Here is a 15,242-nt window from a genome sequence, read left to right as displayed (position 1 = left end):
CATCTCTGGAGCGGAAGCGACATGACGACAAGCCGCAGCGTTGTTCTCGGAGCCTTCGGACCACCGAGCGCCCTTTCCGTCACGCGACTTGAGCTTCCGATGCCCGGGCCGGGCGAGGTCACGCTGCGCCAGACGGCGATCGGCTTCAACTTCATCGACGTCTATCAGCGCAAGGGCGTCTATCCACTGCCGCTGCCGACCGGCCTCGGCTTCGAGGCAGCGGGCGTGATCGAGGCCCTCGGCGAAGGAGTGAGTGGATGGTCGCCGGGCGAGCGGGTCGCCTACATGAATGCCGGCGTCGGCGCCTATGCCGACAGGCGCAACGTGCCGGCCGACAAGCTGGTCAGGCTCCCCGACAATGTCTCTGACGAGGCCGCCGCGACGCTGCTCTTCAAGGGCATGACCGCGCAGTACCTGCTGCGCAAGACGCACCGCGTCGAGCCCGGCGACCTGCTGCTCGTCCATTCGGCGGCCGGCGGCGTCGGCCAGATCCTGACGCGCTGGGCGACGGCCCTGGGCGCGACCGTCATCGGCACCACCGGCTCGCCGCAGAAGCGTGACGCGGCGCTGGCAGCAGGCTGCCAGGCGGTGATCGACCTCAACGACCCCGCCTGGCCGGAAGCCTTCATCGAGGCGGCCGGCGGCCGCAAGGCACGGGTCGTCTACGACGCGATCGGCAAGGACACGCTGATCCAGTCGCTCGACTGCGCGGCGCCCTTCGGCCTCGTCGTCAGCTACGGGGCGGCCTCCGGCAAGGCGCCGGCGATCGAGCCGGAACTGCTGAACAAGAAGGGCTGCCTGTTCCTGACGCGGCCTTCCATCTTCCCGCACAATGCCGACCCGGCGACCTTTCGAGCCAATGCCGCCGACTTCTTCGACGCGGTCGCGAAGGGCCATGTCGCCGTCGAGATCGGCGCGCGCTTTTCCCTCGACGACATCGTCGCGGTCCACGAGGCGGCGGAAGCGCGCCGGGTCAACGGCGCGATCCTGATCACGCCGTGATCCGGCTCTCACTTTTTGAGATAGAGACCGTTTTGCCGATCAGCTTGCGCTGCAAGCTGATCGGAACGGGCTCCGGCCTGCCTCAGGCGTCCTTGGCCTTGATCGCCCCAAGGGCCGCCTGCGCGGCAGCGAGGCGGGCGATCGGCACGCGGAAGGGCGAGCAGGAGACGTAGTCGAGGCCGACGCTCTCGCAGAAGCCGATCGAGGCCGGGTCGCCGCCATGCTCGCCGCAGATGCCGAGCTTGATGTCGGGACGCGACTTGCGGCCGCGCTCGACCGCGATCCTGACGAGCTCGCCGACGCCTTCCTGATCGATCGTCACGAAGGGATCGCTCGTCAGCAGGCCCCTCGCCGTATAGGAGCCGAGGAAGGACGAGGCATCGTCGCGGCTGATGCCGAGTGCCGTCTGCGTGAGATCGTTGGTGCCGAAGGAGAAGAACTCGGCGGTCCTTGCGATCTCCTCGGCGCGCAGCGCAGCACGCGGCAGCTCGATCATGGTGCCGACCTGATAGCTCAGGCTCGCCCCGGTCTCGGTACGCACCGCGGCCGCCATCGCGTCGATGCCGGCCTTGACCAGATCGAACTCCGGCGAGCCGATCACCAGCGGCACCATCACCTCCGGGATCACCGGCTTGCCGGTCTCCCGCGCCGCGATCACCGCGGCCTCGAAGATGGCGCGCGCCTGCATCTCGGCGATCTCGGGATAGGCCACGGCGAGGCGGACGCCGCGGAAGCCGAGCATCGGGTTGAACTCGTGCAGCTCGGCGGCGCGGCGCTTGAGCTTGTCGATGGTCGTGCCCATCGCGGCCGCGACCTCGGCGATCTCCTCGTCGCTATGCGGCAGGAACTCGTGCAGCGGCGGGTCGAGCAGGCGGATCGTCACCGGCAGGCCGTGCATGATGGTGAAGAGCTCGACGAAGTCCTGGCGCTGCATCGGCAGGAGCTTGGCGAGCGCGGCGCGCCGGCCGGCCTCTTCCTCGGACAGGATCATCTCGCGCATGGCGAGGATGCGGCCGGCGTCGAAGAACATGTGCTCGGTGCGGCAGAGGCCGATGCCTTCGGCGCCGAACTCGCGGGCGGTCCTGGCGTCGCGCGGTGTCTCGGCATTGGCGCGGACCTTCAGGCGCCGGACGTTGTCGGCCCAGCCCATCAGCGTCTTGAACTCCTCGGAGAACTCCGGCTGCTGCATCTTGACCTCGCCGAGCAGGACCTGGCCGGTCGAGCCGTCGATGGTGACGAAGTCGCCGGACTTCAGCGTGGTCGGGCCGACGCTCATCGTCGCCTTGGCGTAGTCGACGCGGATCTGGCCGGCGCCGGAGACGCAGGGCTTGCCCATGCCGCGCGCCACGACCGCCGCATGCGAGGTCATGCCGCCGCGTGTGGTCAGGATGCCCTCGGCGGCGTGCATGCCGTGGATGTCCTCAGGCGAGGTCTCGACCCGGACGAGGATGCATTTGCGCCCCGCCTTCTTCGCCGCCTCGGCGGCCTCGGAGGTGAAGACGATCTCGCCGGCGGCGGCACCGGGCGAAGCGGGCAGGCCGGTGGTCAGCACGCGGCGCTCGGCCTTGGCGTCGATGGTCGGGTGCAGGAGCTGGTCGAGCGCGCCGGGTTCGATGCGGCCGACAGCCTCCTTCTCGGTGATCAGGCCTTCGCGGGCGAGATCGACCGCGATGCGCAGCGCCGCCTTGGCGGTGCGCTTGCCGGAGCGGGTCTGCAGCATCCAGAGCTTGCCCTCCTGGATGGTGAATTCCATGTCCTGCATGTCGCGGTAGTGCTTTTCGAGGATGCCATAGATGCGGCAAAGCTCGGCATAGGCCTCCGGCATCGCCTTCTCCATCGAAGGCTTGTCGGAGCCCGCGGCGATCTTGGCGGCCTCGGTGATGTCCTGCGGGGTGCGGATGCCGGCGACGACGTCCTCGCCCTGGGCGTTGATCAGGAACTCGCCGTAAAGCTCGTTCTCGCCGGTCGAAGGGTTGCGGGTGAAGGCGACGCCGGTCGCCGAGGTCTCGCCCATATTGCCGAAGACCATCGACTGGACGTTGACGGCGGTGCCCCAGGCGGCGGGAATGTCGTTGAGCTCGCGATACTTGATGGCGCGGTTGTTCATCCAGGAGGAGAACACGGCGCCGACAGCGCCCCAGAGCTGCTTCTCCGGCTCCTGCGGGAACGCGCTGCCGAGCTCCTTCTGGACGATCGCCTTGTACTTGCCGACCAGGCTCTTCCAGTCATCGGCCGAGAGCTCGGTGTCGAGCTGGTAGCCCTTGCGCTCCTTGTAGTCCTCGAGCGCTTCCTCGAAATGGCCGTGATCGACGTCGAGCACGACGTTCGAATACATGGTGATGAAGCGGCGGTAGCTGTCCCAGGCGAAGCGGGCATCGCCCGAGGCCTGCGCCACCGCCTCGACCGTGACGTCGTTCAGGCCGAGATTGAGGACGGTGTCCATCATGCCCGGCATCGAGGCGCGCGCACCCGAGCGGACCGAGACGAGCAGCGGATTGGCAGGATCGCCGAAGGTCTTGCCGGTGAGCTTGCCCATGTCGGCGAGCGCAGCCTTGACCTGGCCGTCCAGCTCGGCCGGGAAAGTCTTGCCGTTGTCGTAGTACCAGGTGCAGACTTCGGTGGTGATGGTAAAGCCGGGCGGCACCGGCAGGGCCAGATTGCTCATCTCGGCGAGGTTTGCCCCCTTGCCGCCGAGCAGGTTCTTCATCCCTGCCTCTCCCTCGGCCTTGCCGTCGCCGAAGGTGTAGACCCACTTCTCGCCTGCCATAAGCCCAGCCTCTTCCGAGTTTGTCGCCGCGATCAACGTCGGCGCGCCCGCATGGTTTCGAGTCCGCGGAGCCTGCCTGTGCAGCGCCCACGCGCGGGGTGGTCATGCCCAAAAGCGGATGAACAATCAATGAGTGCGGCAGGGCGCCCGCGCACCTTTCGCTGCGCCGGGGCAGCCAGCAGCACCGCAAAGCATGCCAGGAAAATGCCGGAGCCCGGCGCGATATCCTTTGCGAGGCGATCCTGCCGATCGCTCGCCGGGACAAAGGCCCCGCGGCCCTCCATCGAGGCTCCCAGGCTCAACCCCGGCCAGCCTTCCTGGCGCGCGCCGCCGCGGGCCAGCGCAGCGGCCAGTTGACGAGACGCGCGACGATCTCGTCCTCGCCGACCTCGTCCTCATTGGCGTGGACCTTGCCGCGCACCGAGACCCCGGCTTCGACCACGGTCTGCGGATCGCCCGAGACCAGCGGATGCCACCAGGGCAGATCCTTGCCCTCCCCGATCAGGCGATAGGCACAGGTCGGCGGCAGCCAGGAAAGGGTGCGCACCGCCTCCGGCGTCAGCGTCACGCAATCCGGCACGGTCTGCGAGCGGTTCTCGTAGTCGCGGCAGCGACAGGTCCCGGCGTCGAACAGGCGGCAGCCGATATCGGTCGCCAGGATGCGGCCGGTATCTTCGTCCTCGAGCTTGACCAGGCAGCAGCGTCCGCAACCGTCGCAGAGCGATTCCCACTCCGCCTCGGTCATCTCCTCGAGGGATTTCGACCGCCAGAAGGGCGGGCTCTCGATCGGGTCTGCGGCCATGCCCGCTTATGCCCCGTCGCGGGCGCGGAGGAAAGCTCGCGAACGCCGGCGCAGCGCCCCGTAACGACCTTCCCGCAATCAACAGATTTGATTGATTCTAATCTTTATTTAGAATGATTAAAATCTATGATAATTGACCGAATACTATTGCCCTTCTATTTGAGCCCTAGCTTTCCTCCTGCAAGAGCTCTCCGATGCTGACGAAACGGGCCTTCCTGCGCGCATTCGCCGCTGCCGGCGTCCTGGCTGCCGCCATACTGCCCGCCGCCGCCGAGAAGATCACCGTCACCGACATCATCGGCCGCAAGGTCGAGGTCGAGGCGCCGGTGCGCAAGATCATCCTCGGCGAGGGCCGGCAGATGTATTTCGTCGCCGCGCTCGACAAGGACGACCCGTTCAAGCGCGTCGTCGGCTGGCGCGACGATCTCGGCAAGGCCGACCCCGAGAACTACAAGGCCTATCTCGCGCGCTACCCGCAGATCGCCAAGCTGCCGACCTTCGGCGGCATGAAGGAAGGTGCCTTCGACGTCGAGCAGGCGATCGCCCTGAAGCCCGACGTGCTTTTCATGAACATCGAGGCCAAGGTCGCCAGCGACGAGGCCAAGCTGGTCGAGAAACTGGCCTCCGTCGGGATCCCCGTGGTCTATGTCGACTTCCGCGAGAAGCCCTTCGAGCACACTGAGCCGTCGATGCGCCTGATCGGCAAGCTGTTCGGCAAGGAGCAGGTCGCAGAGGATTTCATAAAGTACCGCGCCGAGCAGATCGCGCTGGTCACCGACCGGCTCGCCAAGGCGGGCGATCTCAAGCGCCCGCTCGTCATGGTCGAGCGCGCCGGCGGCTACTCCGACGATTGCTGCATGTCCTTCGGCAACGAGAATTTCGGCAAGATGGTCGAGTTCGCCGGCGGCCGTAACCTGGCGACGCCGCTGATCCCCGGCACCTTCGGCACGATCAACCCGGAGCGCATCGTCGCCGACAATCCCGACATCGTGATCGTCACCGGCAGCAGCTGGGACGGCTACGTCCCGGGCGGCAACTGGGTCGGCCTCGGCGCCGGTGCCGACATGACCGAAGCGCGCCGCAAGCTCGCCAATCTGATGAAGCGCCCCGCCTTTGCGCAGACCGCGGCGGTGAAGAACGGCCGCGTCCACGGCATCTGGCACCAGTTCTACAACAGCCCCTACCAGTTCGTGGCGATCCAGCAGATCGCGAAATGGCAGCATCCGGAGCTGTTCAAGGACGTCGATCCCGACGCGACCATGAAGGTGCTGCACGAGCGCTTCCTGCCCCTGCCCTACGAGCCCGGCCTGTGGGTCTCGCTCGAGGCCGCCAAGTGAGCCTGACGCCGGCCCTGATGGAGAAGGCCGCGACCCAGCCGGCGGCAGCGGAAGGGCGCGACGCCTATCGGGCGCTCGCCTTTCGCCGCAAGCTGATGCTCGCCGGTTTCGCCGCCGTCCTGCTGCTCTGCTTCCTCGTCGACCTGATGCTGGGGCCAGCCCGCTACAGCATGGGCCAGGTCGTCGACGCCCTGCTTTCGCCGGCGACCGCGCCGGCCGCGGTGCGGGTGGTGATCTGGGACATCCGGTTGCCGGTCGCGCTGATGGCGGTGGTCACCGGTGCAGCGCTCGCCATCGCCGGCGCGCAGATGCAGACCGTGCTCAACAACCCGCTGGCCAGCCCGTTCACGCTCGGCATCTCCGGGGCCGCGAGCTTCGGGGCGGCGCTGGCGCTGGTCTTCGGCGTCGCGATCGTGCCCTTCGCCATCGACTATGTCGTGCCGCTCAACGCCTTCATCATGGCGATGGGCGCCTCGCTGCTGATCCACATGCTGAGCCAGCGCCGCGACGTCACCACCGAGACGGTGGTGCTGCTCGGCATCGCGCTCGTCTTCACCTTCAACGCCCTGCTGGCGCTGCTGCAGTTCTTCGCCTCCGAGCAGGCGCTGGGCGCGGTGGTGTTCTGGATGATGGGCTCGCTGACCAAGGCGAGCTGGCACAAGCTCGCAATCACCTCCGCCGTTCTGCTGTTCTGCCTGCCGCTCTTCGCCCGCCGCGCCTGGGCCCTGACCACGCTCCGCCTCGGCGACGAGAAGGCGGCGAGCTTCGGCATCGACGTCAAGCGGCTGCGGCTGGAGACGATGCTGCTCGTCGCGCTGCTCGCCTCGGTGCCGGTCGCCTTCGTCGGCACGATCGGCTTCATCGGCCTCGTCGGCCCGCATATCGCGCGGATGCTGATCGGCGAGGACCAGCGCTTCTTCCTGCCGGCCTCGGCGCTGGCAGGCGCCGCCCTGCTCTCCGCCTCCTCGGTGGTCAGCAAGTCGCTGATCCCCGGGCTGATCTTCCCGATCAGCGTCGTCACCGCCCTGGTCGGCGTGCCGTTCTTCTTCAGCCTGATCCTGACCAGCCGGAGGCGCTCATGGTGAAGCGGCTCGCCCTCAGCGAAGTCGGCGTCGCCTATGGCAAGCGCCAGATCCTCACCGGCATCAGCACGCCCGACCTGCTCGGCGGCGAGGTCGTCGCGGTGATCGGGCCCAATGCCGCCGGCAAATCGAGCCTGTTCCGCCGCATCGCCGGCATGGCGTCGGGCGCCGGCACGGTCGAGATCGTCAGCAGCGCCGGCAAGGCGCCGTGCTACCTGCCGCAGGACACAGCGGTGAACGCGGTGCTGACCGTCTACGAATCGATCCTGCTCGCCCGCAAGCAGGGCGGCTCCTGGGGTGTCGGCGACGAGGAGCTCGCCGCGATCGACCAGGCGCTTCACGATCTCGATATCGCCGAGCTCGCCTTCCGAGGGCTCGGCGAGCTCTCCGGCGGCCAGCGCCAGCTCGTCTCGATCGCCCAGACGCTGGTGCGCCGGCCGGAGATCATGCTGCTCGACGAGCCGACCAGCGCGCTCGACCTGCATCGCCAGTTCGAGGTTCTGAGCCTCGTCGCCCGCCTCGCCCGCGAGAAGAAGATCTGCGTGCTGATCGCGATCCACGACCTCAACCAGGCCCTGCGCATCGCCGACAAGGTGATGGTGCTGGCGAAGGGCCGCCTCGTCGCGCTCGGGCCGCCGCGCGAAATCATCACCCCGGCGCTGCTCGAAGAGGTCTATGGTGTCGTCGCCCGGGTCGAGACCGGCGACGGCGAAGCGCCCTTCGTCGTGGTCCAGGGATCGGCCCGCAAGGCGAGCCAGCGGGCAAGGCCGGAGCTTGCCGCCCTCTGAGGTCCATGCTTTCACGTCCGCCAACCTTTCGAAGCGACGCAAGCCGATGCCAGACACCAACGCTTCCAGCCCCGGCGCCAACTACTCGCTGAAGGAAGAGATCCGCGCCTACTGGTCGAGCCGCGCTCAGACCTTCGACCAGCAGGTCGGCCATGCGATCAAGTCGGATGCCGAGCTCGCCGCCTTCCAGCGCCTGCTGCGCCAGGCCTTCGGCTCCGCCCCGCTAGAAGTGCTCGACCTCGCCTGCGGCACCGGCGAGATCACCCGGAGCCTGCTCTCGCTCGGCCACAAGGTGACGGCGATCGACTTCTCCGAGGACATGCTCGCCCGTGCCCGCGCCAAGCATGGCGACAAAGCGAAGATTCTGGCCGGCGACGCCGAACGCCTGCTCGACGACGACGAGAGCTATGACGCGTTGGTGACGCGGCATCTGGTCTGGACCCTGACCGATCCTGAAGCCGCCTTCGCCGAATGGTTCAGGGTGCTGCGCCCCGGCGGCAAGCTCCTGGTGATCGACGGCGACTGGATCAACCGCTCCTGGCTCCAGAACCTGATCAACCGCAGCGCGAGCTGGCTGCGCGAGCGCACCGGCGCCGCCGCCCATACGGCCGACCGGGAGGCCTTCGACTCGATCACCCGGCGCTTCTTCTTCCGCGACGGGCTGAGCTATGAGCGCCTCGGCGCCATGCTGCGCGAGGCCGGCTTCGCCCGGATCGAGTCAGCCGACTACCGGCAGGTGGTGCGGGCGCAGCAGCGCAGTGCCGCCCTGCACGACGCCTTGCGGCTGGTTTCCTCGACCCGCTTCGCGCTGGTGGCGACGAAGGCCTGAAGCGCCAGAAATGGCACGATAGGCGGGTCAATTCTGTACCGAAACGAGACGCGCGCGCTGGCCTGAAACCTGCTGGTGACCACAGGCCGCGCAAGCCTCTTCCGTCAGGGGCCGGCAAGGCTTATCTCGGTAAGCTGGGCCGGGCATCTGCACCTGGTCCAGGGACGCCGCGGGCCTGACCCGCGGCATTCTGAAGGTGGCCCGGTCCGTGATCGAGTTCAGGAAGGCGCGCTGGACGACCCGCCTGAAGCGCTCGGCGCTGGCCGCAGACTCATGGCTCGACGACTCGCTCTATGCCGCCGGCCGGCGCGCGGGCGAGCTCTACGAGCGCATCCGCAGCGCCACCGACCGCCTCACCGTCAGCGGACCGAAACGCCTCGCCACCGAACTCGTCAGCGAGGGCCTGAATGTCGGCATCGCCGGCTCGATCGTCATGCTCCTGCTCGCGATCCCGGCCTTTCGCGAGGGCCGCGAGGATGCGCTGAAAAACCAAGTCTTCGCAGTCACTTTCCTTGACCGCTACGGCTCCGAGATCGGCCACCGCGGCGCAAGGCACGACGACTCGCTGAAGCTGGAAGAGCTGCCGGACCATCTGATCAAGGCGGTGCTCGCCACCGAGGACCGGCGCTTCTACGACCATTTCGGCATCGACATCTTCGGCACTTTCCGGGCGCTCACCGTCAATGCGCGCGCTTCGGGCGTCGTGCAGGGCGGCTCGTCGATCACCCAGCAGCTCGCCAAGAACCTCTTCCTCAGCAATGAGCGCTCGCTCGACCGCAAGATCAAGGAAGCCTTCCTCTCGATCTGGCTCGAATACCGGCTGACCAAGAACGAGATCCTGAAGCTCTATCTCGACCGCGCCTATATGGGCGGCGGAACCTTCGGCGTCGCGGCCGCGGCGGAGTACTATTTCGGCAAATCGGCCAAGGACGTCACGGTCGCCGAGGCCGCCATGCTCGCCGGCCTGTTCAAGGCGCCGACCAAATTCGCCCCCCATGTCAATTTGCCGGCGGCGCGCGCCCGCGCCAACGACGTGCTCGGCGCGATGGTCGATGCCGGCTTCATGACGGCCGGGCAGATCGATTCCGCCCGGCGCAACCCGGCCAAGCCGATCGACCGGCGCCGTGACGCCAGCCCCGACTACTATCTCGACTGGGCCTTCGACGAGGTGCGCAAGCTCGCCGAGGACGGCAAGATCGGCCCCGAGCGCGTACTCACGGTGAAGACCCCGCACGATCCGGCGATCCAGAAGCGCGCCGACGAGGCGGTGGAGAGCATCCTGCGCCAGCACGGCCAGGCCTACCGGGCCCGGCAGGCTGCGACGGTGATCATGGATCCGGACGGGGCGGTGCGCGCGATCGTCGGTGGGCGCGACTATGGCGCGAGCCAGTTCAACCGCGCGACCTCGAGCCTGCGCCAGCCCGGTTCCTCGTTCAAACCCTATGTCTACGCTGCGGCGATGAGCGCCGGTCTCTACAAGCCGACCACGATCGTCACCGACCGGCCGGTCTGCATCGGCAACTGGTGCCCTAACAATTACGGGCGTTCCTATTCCGGCTCGATGCCGCTGACGGTCGCGCTCGCCAAGTCGATCAACACGATCCCGGTGCAGATGTCGATCGCGATCGGCCGGGCGACCGGCGAGACGCATGAGGCGCGCGCGGCGCGCATCGGCCGCAACAAGATCGTCGAGACCGCCCGCGCCATGGGCCTGACGACGCCGCTGACCGACACGGTCTCGCTGCCGATCGGCGCCGCCGAGGTCACCGTGATCGACCAGGCCGCCGCGTTCTCGGTCTTCGCCAATGGCGGCAAGCGGGCCAAGCCCTATGCCGCCTTCGAGATCCGCAATTCGCTCGGCGACGAGATCTACCGCCACGACCGCGACGAGCCGCCTCCGGCCCAGGTGCTGAGCGCACAGGTGGCAATGGAGATGAACCAGATGCTCTCGACCGTGCCGACTGCCGGTACCGGCCGGCGCGCGGCGCTCGACGGCGTGATCAGCGCCGGCAAGACCGGGACGACCAATGGCTACAAGGACGCCTGGTATGTCGGCTACACCGGCAATCTCGTCGGCGCCGTCTGGTTCGGCAACGACGATTCCTCCGAGACCAACAACATGACCGGCGGCTCGCTGCCGGCGATGGTCTGGAAGGAGATCATGGCGTTCGCCCATCAGGGCATCGAGATCAAGCCGATCCCGGGCGTCGCGCCGCCGGCGGCGGACAAGGCGACCGTGGCGAAGAACACCGGCCCGGTGCAGCCGAGCGCCGGCGCCAATGCCGGCCACATGCCGCGCAAATCCTTCGAGGTGCTGTCGTCGGTCGGGGCGATGTTCAAGGCGGTCGAGGCGCCGCGGGCGGCCCGGACGTCGGTCCAGGCCGGCATCGGCGAATTGCCGGCCGGGCCGAGCCTGACGCGCTTCCGCTGAGCCGTGCCGGCCGGCCTCGGCAGATTGCGCTTCTTCCGCGCCGTCCGGCGCTCTAGACTCGGCGCGTCGCCCCAACCCGTCGAAGGGAGCTGCCCTCCGCATCATGCGCGTCCTCGAACTCGCCTATGTGATAGCGCTCGGCGCCGGGCTGGGGCTGGCTTCGGCGCATTACGCCGTGGCCGAACGGCCCATCGTCGGCCGGGCGCAGATCGGCGCCTGGACCACCTGGCCGAAGAGCGGCGCGCGCGACACCGATCCCTATATGCGGGCCTATCTGGCGCGTGGCGTCCACCTGCCGCTCGGCGCCGGCGAAGGGCTGCAGCTCATCGCCGAGCGCGACGATGCCGGGCAGCCGCTCGACGGCCGCTGCCGCTATAGCGTCACGGGGCTCACCCCCCCTGCCCGCGGCTGGTCGCTTGCCATCGCCGACCCGGCGCGCCGCCCGCTCCAGCTCGCGGTCGCCCGCGAGAGCTTCAGCGATGCCGAGCTGGTTCGCAACGAGCGCGGCGGGCTGAGGATCATCGCCGCCGCAACGCCCGAGGCCGGAAACTGGCTGCCGCTGCCGCCTTCCGGGCGCTTCCAGTTCAGGTTGCGGCTCTACGACACGCCGATCTCCAGCCATGCCGGCGAACTGCGACCGGAAGCCCTGCCCCGGATCAGCCGGGTGGATTGCCGATGAGCGCGCTCGACGATCCGCGGGATCTGCATGGCGCCCCTGCCGCGAAGCCGGCCATGGCATCGGCCACCGGCTGGCCGCGCCTGCTTGGCCGAGGTCTGCGCCGCCTCGTCCTGCTGACCATGATGGGGCTGGTCCTCGCCGGCATCGTCCACATTCTCGCGGTGCTGCTGATCCCGGTGCTGGCCGAACGCGATGCCGCCTCCGTCTATGCCGCACTGGGCGACGAGGGCCATGCCGAGCTGGTGACGCCGGCACCGGCAGGGCTGCCTGGCCTGGCGGAGCCCGACCCGAACAGCGTCAGCGCCGTCTGCGGCTTCGATCTCAGCACAGGCCCCGTGCGCGTTTCGGCCCAGACGGGGGCGCTGCCGCTCGGCCTGACGCTGCATCGCCGTGGCGGCGGCGTCGCTTATGCGATCACCGACCGGGCGGCGATCCGCGGCGTGCTCGAATTCGTGGTGATGACGCAGGAGCAACTCGACGAGCACTTGGCCCAGGACGAGGAAGGCGAAACCTCGCGCGAGCTGCGTGTCGTCGCCCCCGCGCCGCAGGGGCTGATCGTCGCCCGCGTCATGCTGCGCCGTGCCGTTGATCGCGGCGAGGCCGAAGCCCTCGCGACGAGCGTCGCCTGCACGAGCGCGGATTAGCCCTTGTAGGAGACCGGGCGGTCGGCCCTTGGCGCGCCCTCGCCGCGGAACACGCCGATCAGCGGCAGCTTGCAGACCTGTTCGAGCTCGGCCTCCAGGCCCATGATCGCGCGCTCTGCCCTGACGGCCTCGCGCGAGGGCATCTCGACCACGAGATTGTCGAGGGCATAGCGATAGCTGGACACGCGAAAGCGCAGGCGCTCGCAGACCCAGAGGATCAGCCCCTCGTTCTCCATCACGCGCGCCTGCGCGGGGTCGCGGTTTTCCACCGGGACACGAGGCGAAGCCTCGAGGGTGCGCAGCCGTGCGCGGTCCGCGTTGACGACCCGGACCGCATTGGCGCGGAACGGCCCGAGCAGCGCGCGATCGGCGTTGGCATCCTCGGCGAGACGATTATAGCGCGAGGCCTGCGAGGCAAAGGAGCCGGAAGTCAGCGCCCGCTGATAATCCGATACGGCGCTCGACTGCGCCTCTGCCGGGAGGATACGGGCATGGGCGAGCGCCGAGACCTGGCTTTCGAAGGTGCTGAGCTCATGCGCCGGCATCACCAGCCGCCAGGCGCGGGCCCGCATCTGCTGCTCGTCATCGGTCAGATGGAACCAGGATGAAGCCTCGCCGCGCAGGCGCGCCGACCACTCGCCCATGGCGGGCGCGAACTGGTCGCTGAAGATGCTGGGGCGGGGTCGGCCGAGATCGCCGGTCGTGCAAGCGGCGAGAAGAAGGCTGGACAGGATCGCCGGGAGGGCGAGGAGCTTCACCCTGGCCGCCTGCGGCGGGCGTCACGGCTCGCGCCCCCGGCCGGCCGCGGCCTGCGCTGCCGCTTGGCCGCAGGAGGCTCGGGCTGGCGTTCATAGCGAACCCCGGTGAAGAACAGGATCTGCGCCGGCGCTGCGTCGGCCGCGGCGGCTGCGGATCTGGCGAAGCGCCTGCGCGGCGCGAAAGGAATGACGTCGGCCATGATGCGCCTCCCTTGTTGGCGCCTGCGGGAAAATCGCAAACTTCGTCCGTCTCTGACCTGGAAGCACGAAGCGGGATTCATGCCAAACCGGCTCCCGCCGCACGCAGCCTGTCCTCAGGCGCTCCGGGTCAGGCAATCTGCGCGACGTCGGCACGCCATCCTCTCCAACATCAGGCCCTGTCATGGTTAACGCAGTGCTAACGCATCGGGGATAATTTTGCGGGAATCGAATTATTTTCTCCGCGAGCCCGCCAATGCCTTCCCGAATCGCCGCCGATCTCGCGCAGCTCGCCCGCCTCGCCAGCGATGGCGGGTTGGATCTGCGACAGGTCGCGTTGCGGGTGAAGGCCGATCTCCTGCTCTCGACCGCCAACCCGCCGGCGGAAGACATGGAGGCCTTCCGCGAAATGGCTGCGACGCTGATTCCGATCGTCGACGAATCGACCGCGCTGGTGCTGGCCCGCAAGCTCGCCGGCTGGCGCCACACGCCACCGGAGATCCTGGCCGCCTTGCAAGCACGCGGCGGCGAGGTGCTGGCGGCGCTGATCAGACGCGGCATGCCGCTCTCGCCTGCCGAGATCGAGGACATCGCCGTCGAGGGAGATCCTGCCGCGCAGCTCGCATTGGCGGGGCGCGCCGGGCTCACGGCAGCGGCGAGCACGCTGCTCGCCGGCCACCCGGATTCCGCCGTCGCCCTGGTGCTTGCCGGCAATGCCGCCTCGGTGCTGCCGCGCGCGGCGCTCGACGTGTTGCTGGCGCGGGCGGCTGCGCTGCCGGCGCTCGGCCTGCACCTCCTCGCGCGCGACGATCTGCCGGTCGCTGAGCTCTCGCCGCTCTTCCTCCAGGCCAGCCTCGACAAGCGGCTGGCGATGATCGAGGCCGCGACCGCGCATGAGGCCCTCGCCCCCTCGCCGCGCCGTCCGTCGATCAGCGCCGAGCAGTTCCAGGGCCTCGTCGCGACAGCGCTGGTCGACCGGCAAGGCGCCTTCGAAGCCCTGGCCGACATCTTCGGCGCCGGCGCAGAGTTCGCGCGCGCGATTGCCGAGGATCACTCGCGCCAGCTTGCGGCCCTGACCCTCGTCGGCTGCGGCGCCAGCCCGGAAGAGGCGACACGCTTCCTGATCGGCCTCGGCGACGACACTGCCCTGTCGGTCCAGCGCATCTTCGCCCTGGCGGACCTGATGCGCCTGCTCACGCCCGCGACGGCACGGCGGCTCGCCTTGCAGATCGGCCGGCTCTCGGAAAATGCCGGCTTCCGCCCGAACCTGCAGCCGGCGATGGACCCGAGCGGAACCCCCGTCAGGGCCGGCGCGGAACGGCCCGCAGCGCGGAGCAACGTGCAGGAAGTGCTGCGCCGGCTCGGCGGCAAGACGGGCTAGTCGACCAGTTGCAGCCTGGGATCGCCGGCCCGGTTCTCGATCTCGACGAGCCAGAGGTCGCCGTCGAAGCGGACCTCCCGCGCCACACGATCCTCAATTGTCAGCGGGTCGGCCTCGAGCAGGCGCTGGAAGCGGCGCCCGCCATCGTCATCGGCGAGCGCCTGCGGCGCCGGGCCATAGAGCACGGCGGTACCGTCCAACCGGTCGAGCTTGACGAAGATCGCTCCGGCCTCGCTGGCGCCGCGACGGCGCAGCACCGCGACGAGGCCATCAAGCGCCGCTTGCCTGAGATAGGCCGACACCCAGAAATCGCTGGTCAGGCGTGCCAACCGTTCTGCTCCGTGCCGCGTCCTGGTTCGGTTCTCAGCGCGACGCGGCGTTGGCGCGCGCCGTCGCCGAACCGCGGATATCCGCCGGCGGGCGCAGATCGGCGCCGTTGATCAGATCGGCGATCGGGTCGCGCGACGGTGCCGGGCGCGCGGCCGGAGCCGGCTGGGCCGACCGCGGCGCAGGCGCAGGTGCGGGCGCCACGGCGGCCGGCGGA

Annotated in this window: 14 protein-coding genes; 9 read left to right on the top strand and 5 right to left on the bottom strand. The window is 68.8% G+C overall.

The annotated features are described in order from the left end of the window. Positions 1–99: 99 nt before the first annotated feature. A complete protein-coding gene (locus tag RKE40_RS05830) occupies positions 100–1,002 on the top strand; it encodes a quinone oxidoreductase family protein (RefSeq protein ID WP_316017296.1) in 903 nt (300 codons plus the stop codon). A gap of 82 nt (positions 1,003–1,084) precedes the next feature. Here the strand turns inward: RKE40_RS05830 and ppdK are convergent, their stop codons facing one another. Then, complete coding sequence (gene ppdK / locus RKE40_RS05825; RefSeq protein ID WP_316017295.1) at positions 1,085–3,769, bottom strand: pyruvate, phosphate dikinase; 2,685 nt, start codon at positions 3,767–3,769, stop codon at positions 1,085–1,087. Positions 3,770–4,067: 298 nt separating this feature from the next. Continuing rightward, positions 4,068–4,571: a YcgN family cysteine cluster protein gene (locus RKE40_RS05820; RefSeq protein WP_316017294.1), complete on the bottom strand. Its 504-nt coding sequence runs from the start codon at positions 4,569–4,571 to the stop codon at positions 4,068–4,070. A gap of 194 nt (positions 4,572–4,765) precedes the next feature. Between RKE40_RS05820 and RKE40_RS05815 the strand changes: the two genes are divergently transcribed. The 7 genes from RKE40_RS05815 to RKE40_RS05785 all read left to right on the top strand — a co-directional run bounded on the left by RKE40_RS05815 (position 4,766) and on the right by RKE40_RS05785 (position 12,361). Further along, positions 4,766–5,908 (top strand): ABC transporter substrate-binding protein, encoded by a 1,143-nt coding sequence (locus RKE40_RS05815; protein WP_316017293.1) that lies wholly within the window; start codon positions 4,766–4,768, stop codon positions 5,906–5,908. A 14-nt stretch (positions 5,909–5,922) separates the two neighbouring features. Beyond that, complete coding sequence (locus RKE40_RS05810; RefSeq protein WP_390893263.1) at positions 5,923–6,993, top strand: FecCD family ABC transporter permease; 1,071 nt, start codon at positions 5,923–5,925, stop codon at positions 6,991–6,993. Beyond that, positions 6,990–7,778 carry an ABC transporter ATP-binding protein gene (locus tag RKE40_RS05805; RefSeq protein WP_390893262.1) on the top strand — a complete coding sequence of 263 codons (789 nt, stop codon included), beginning with the start codon at positions 6,990–6,992 and terminating at the stop codon, positions 7,776–7,778. The genes RKE40_RS05810 and RKE40_RS05805 overlap by 4 nt, the downstream gene beginning before the upstream one ends. 46 nt (positions 7,779–7,824) lie before the next feature. Then, the gene (locus RKE40_RS05800) at positions 7,825–8,607 is read left to right on the top strand and encodes a class I SAM-dependent methyltransferase (RefSeq protein WP_316017291.1); all 783 of its coding nucleotides are present in this window, start codon (positions 7,825–7,827) and stop codon (positions 8,605–8,607) included. A 208-nt stretch (positions 8,608–8,815) separates the two neighbouring features. Further along, complete coding sequence (locus RKE40_RS05795) at positions 8,816–11,038, top strand: transglycosylase domain-containing protein (RefSeq protein ID WP_316017290.1); 2,223 nt, start codon at positions 8,816–8,818, stop codon at positions 11,036–11,038. A 103-nt stretch (positions 11,039–11,141) separates the two neighbouring features. After that, positions 11,142–11,717: a DUF1214 domain-containing protein gene (locus RKE40_RS05790; protein WP_316017289.1), complete on the top strand. Its 576-nt coding sequence runs from the start codon at positions 11,142–11,144 to the stop codon at positions 11,715–11,717. Next, on the top strand, positions 11,714–12,361 hold the full coding sequence (locus RKE40_RS05785; protein ID WP_316017288.1) for a DUF1254 domain-containing protein: 648 nt from the start codon (positions 11,714–11,716) through the stop codon (positions 12,359–12,361). The genes RKE40_RS05790 and RKE40_RS05785 overlap by 4 nt, the downstream gene beginning before the upstream one ends. Here the strand turns inward: RKE40_RS05785 and RKE40_RS05780 are convergent. Then, positions 12,358–13,119, bottom strand: a complete 762-nt coding sequence (locus RKE40_RS05780; protein ID WP_316017287.1) for a hypothetical protein — start codon at positions 13,117–13,119, stop codon at positions 12,358–12,360. The genes RKE40_RS05785 and RKE40_RS05780 overlap by 4 nt on opposite strands. A gap of 454 nt (positions 13,120–13,573) precedes the next feature. Here RKE40_RS05780 and RKE40_RS05775 point away from each other — a divergent pair, with 454 nt between their 5' ends. Further along, on the top strand, positions 13,574–14,698 hold the full coding sequence (locus RKE40_RS05775) for a DUF2336 domain-containing protein (protein ID WP_316017286.1): 1,125 nt from the start codon (positions 13,574–13,576) through the stop codon (positions 14,696–14,698). Here RKE40_RS05775 and RKE40_RS05770 read toward each other — a convergent pair. Further along, positions 14,695–15,027, bottom strand: a complete 333-nt coding sequence (locus RKE40_RS05770; RefSeq protein ID WP_316017285.1) for a DUF1491 family protein — start codon at positions 15,025–15,027, stop codon at positions 14,695–14,697. The two genes, RKE40_RS05775 and RKE40_RS05770, sit on opposite strands and share 4 nt — an antisense overlap. A 34-nt stretch (positions 15,028–15,061) precedes the next feature. Continuing rightward, positions 15,062–15,242, bottom strand: a 181-nt coding sequence (locus RKE40_RS05765) for a hypothetical protein (RefSeq protein ID WP_316017284.1), incomplete at its 5' end; no start/stop codon positions are given.

It is taken from the genome of Allobosea rubneri, assembly GCF_032464875.1.
GTDB classification, from domain to species: Bacteria; Pseudomonadota; Alphaproteobacteria; order Rhizobiales; family Beijerinckiaceae; genus Allobosea; species Allobosea rubneri.
This window is presented reverse-complemented; position numbering and strand designations above follow the sequence as displayed.

Excerpts from the sequence above, each read along its gene's own strand:
- RKE40_RS05785 (WP_316017288.1), top strand. The coding sequence starts at position 11,714 with ATGAGCGCGCTCGACGATCCGCGGGATCTGCATGGCGCCCCTGCCGCG.
- ppdK (WP_316017295.1), bottom strand. The coding sequence starts at position 3,769 with ATGGCAGGCGAGAAGTGGGTCTACACCTTCGGCGACGGCAAGGCCGAG.
- RKE40_RS05815 (WP_316017293.1), top strand. The coding sequence starts at position 4,766 with ATGCTGACGAAACGGGCCTTCCTGCGCGCATTCGCCGCTGCCGGCGTC.
- RKE40_RS05790 (WP_316017289.1), top strand. The coding sequence starts at position 11,142 with ATGCGCGTCCTCGAACTCGCCTATGTGATAGCGCTCGGCGCCGGGCTG.
- RKE40_RS05820 (WP_316017294.1), bottom strand. The coding sequence starts at position 4,571 with ATGGCCGCAGACCCGATCGAGAGCCCGCCCTTCTGGCGGTCGAAATCC.
- RKE40_RS05830 (WP_316017296.1), top strand. The coding sequence starts at position 100 with ATGCCCGGGCCGGGCGAGGTCACGCTGCGCCAGACGGCGATCGGCTTC.
- RKE40_RS05775 (WP_316017286.1), top strand. The coding sequence starts at position 13,574 with ATGCCTTCCCGAATCGCCGCCGATCTCGCGCAGCTCGCCCGCCTCGCC.
- RKE40_RS05800 (WP_316017291.1), top strand. The coding sequence starts at position 7,825 with ATGCCAGACACCAACGCTTCCAGCCCCGGCGCCAACTACTCGCTGAAG.